The organism is Gammaproteobacteria bacterium (assembly GCA_013697705.1).
Classification (GTDB): domain Bacteria; phylum Pseudomonadota; class Gammaproteobacteria; order UBA6002; family UBA6002; genus UBA6002.
Genome location: JACCWJ010000013.1, coordinates 1 through 3,151, shown reverse-complemented (window position 1 = coordinate 3,151; position 3,151 = coordinate 1). Strand labels below are relative to the sequence as shown.

The window sequence follows — 3,151 nt, the reverse complement described above, 5'->3', positions numbered from 1 at the left end:
ATCCAGATCCGATGCTGGATCCCGCGAATAAATCGCGGGACGACGTGGAGGGGTTTGGTTGCGGGACGACGTGGAGGGGTTTGGTTGCGGGACGACGTGGAGGGGTTTGGTTGCGGGACGACGGCGTTATTGTCACCTTCGAAATAAGGCTTATTTAGAGGGGTACAAATCACGTCGCCCAGCTATTTATTCGCGTGACGATTGCCTCCTACAGTATTACGTCCTAATGCGAGTAAATCCTTGCCTCAAACTTCTATGAGTGAGCTCCGGAATGTATTAATTGGGCGGTGACATCTTGAATAGGTGTCGATGATGTAAGTGGCATTTTTAAAAGTTTGGCATTTGGAGAGAAATCAATTTTATCTAAGGGCAAACCACGCAAAACTAAATTTTGGTAGGTTCTGAAATACAGCACTTTATGTGTTACATCTTTAAATACTACCCATTGTGTGATTTCATTACTGTAATTTTTATTTTTAGGTTCACGCGCTAAACCACGCGGTATATCCACATTATTGATAATGTGCTCTGCTAGATTTAGAAGATCTGTGCTGGTTTCGACGGGCATAACCACTCGAATTTGCGTAGCAATCTTTACAAAACGTGAAGGAGGGGAGATGTCTCCGGGTAAGCCTATCATGCCAAAACCTTGTCCCGTTGCTGCAAAAACAATGCCATTTAGGAGAGTGGGAGCAGGATTTTTGGGTAACAAATTCACGTAATTATTAAGATTAGTAATATGCCAGTCATAGGTAGGGGAGTTGGTTAAAACACCTATTTTATTGTCATAAATTTTTACTTTACCTTGCACATATTCGACTACAATACCAGCTCCAGTGGCATCATAGATTGAAAAGTGCAGGGGAAAAAAAGTGTTTTGTAGGCCGGTTATGGTGTGATTGCACACATATATCTGAGATAAAGCATTTTTAACTTGAGCAACTGTTTCAAAATTTCCTAAAATCCAGTCACCTATATTGATGTAGGGTAATGATTTTTTCTCTTCGCCTCGTGGCACATTTTGATATTGCGCTAAATCTGGCAGAAAGAGCGCGCCAAAAGAGAGACCTTTTTCGTTGATGCCATCAATTGCTGCGTCAATATTTAAGCCATCGAGATAAGCATAACCGTATTTTGCTTTCCAAGATAACCCTTCCTTTCCGTTTGGGGCAGTCATAGTAAAAACCCTAGTACGTGGCGAAGTGCGCAAATTTGATTTTAAATCTAATGCAAACTCCATGCTTCGGGTGATGATGATAGTTTTATCTTTTGCAGTAAGCCTGAAGTCCGTGCAGGCGTATGCTGCGGAATGAAAATCAAAGAGAGTACATCCAATGACGATCAAATTTATCAAGAAAAATCTCATAAATACATTCCTTTTCGTTGATGCTTGGACAGGTTAGCGTGAGAATGAAAACAAAACAGTATGCATGGTAAAAATTTAAACGACAATAGTTAGGCTGCATAATTACCAAGAGTTACATCTTTTCGGTGGGGGGATATATGCAGCTATGATATGCTCATACCAATCTAGCAAATTAGCGAATGGAATAAAGCAGAACCAATTTTGATTATTATGGAAAGGATATACGAATGAGTGATAACACAAAAATAATTGTTGTCGGTGCTGGCATAGCAGGACTTGCTGCGGCTAAAGAATTAAATGCACAAGGTTTTGATGTAACAATATTAGAAGCAAGGAATCGTATCGGAGGAAGAACATGGAGCGATTATTCCATGGGGATACCATTTGATATTGGGGCCTTCATTATCCACGGCATGACAAACAACCCTATAGCAGAATTAGCGAAACAATATAAGTGCCAGACCAAGACTATTGGTATGGATTCTGTTTTTTTTGCTCATCAGATTACCCAATATGACTCTAATGAACTAAATAAGTTGGATAATCAATTTCACCAATTATTAACAGCTGCCAGCGAATTTGCGAATTCTCAACCGACGGATATTACTTTAGACCAAGCATTAAACGTTGCCATAAAACACACCCCCATTTTCAATTCAAAAATCTTCAATTGGTATAAACTAGTTTTGTCCTTATACACTGGCGCTGATGTTAATAACTTATCAGCGAGACATTGGGATGATGAGGTGTCCCTAGAAGGAGGGCACCATTTAATGGTGTCGGGATATGGGCCCATTATTAATGGCTTAGCGGGTTTCTCTAAAATTGAACTAGCTACCAAGGTTGTCGCTATTGATTATTCAAAAAAGGCGGTACAAGTACAAACCACAAAGGGTAAGTTAGAAGCGGATGCGGTGATTATTACCATTCCATTAGGCGCGTTGAAGAAAGATACAATACAATTCATGCCAGCATTACCTGATCGAAAAATTGCCTCATTGCATCGACTAGGTATGGGTGTGCTAAATAAAATTCTATTGCAATTTCCCCACCGTTTCTGGCCTGAAAATGATAGAATATTTTCCTACTTAGCAGACGATTATAAAACGCCAGCATTTTTTCATAATTTTTCGCTCTACTATGGCAAACCAATGATTATGTGCGGACTGGCTGGAGAGATGGCTATAGAATTTGAAAAAATGACTGATGCCTCTATTATCAGAACGGTTATGCATACGCTACAACAAATGTTTGGTTCCTCTGTGCCGCAGCCACAACAAAGTTTTATTACTCGCTGGGCTAATGATTGCTATTCTTATGGATCGTATTCTCATGCACTTGTAGGCGGTAGCAGTAACGATTATCTTGTCTTATCAGAACCTCTTGAAAATAAAATTTTCTTTGCGGGCGAGGCAACCCATCCAGAATATCCAGCCACAACACATGGAGCATATTTGTCGGGTATACGAGAAGCAACGCGTATTATTGGCAATGCTAAGTTAGAATCTTCAGTTAATGAATATTGTTCACACAACGTTGCAGGGTAGTGAGCTCTAAATTCGCTCATTGGCCTTCGACTTCGCAAAACATACCCTTTTAGCAACTCAAAAAAATTCGAGTAATTCTCAACACCTTGAATTATTTCAAAATAACTTTGCCCAGTACAAAGCAAAAATTCTTTGTGCTGGACAAAAAATTGGTCCTACCTTACCTACCGTCGTCCCGCGACCCACCCTTCCACGTCGTCCTGCGATTTATTCGCGGGATCCAGATCCGATGCTGGAT

Annotated in this window: 2 protein-coding genes; one reads left to right on the top strand and one right to left on the bottom strand. The window is 40.3% G+C overall.

The window, feature by feature from the left end; translation table 11 throughout:
• Nucleotides 1–253: 253 nt before the first annotated feature.
• A complete protein-coding gene (locus H0U71_03155) occupies nucleotides 254–1,366 on the bottom strand; it encodes a linear amide C-N hydrolase (GenBank protein ID MBA2654049.1) in 1,113 nt (370 codons plus the stop codon).
• A gap of 227 nt (nucleotides 1,367–1,593) precedes the next feature.
• Here H0U71_03155 and H0U71_03150 point away from each other — a divergent pair, with 227 nt between their 5' ends.
• Nucleotides 1,594–2,913 (top strand): FAD-dependent oxidoreductase, encoded by a 1,320-nt coding sequence (locus H0U71_03150; protein ID MBA2654048.1) that lies wholly within the window; start codon nucleotides 1,594–1,596, stop codon nucleotides 2,911–2,913.
• Nucleotides 2,914–3,151: the final 238 nt, after the last annotated feature.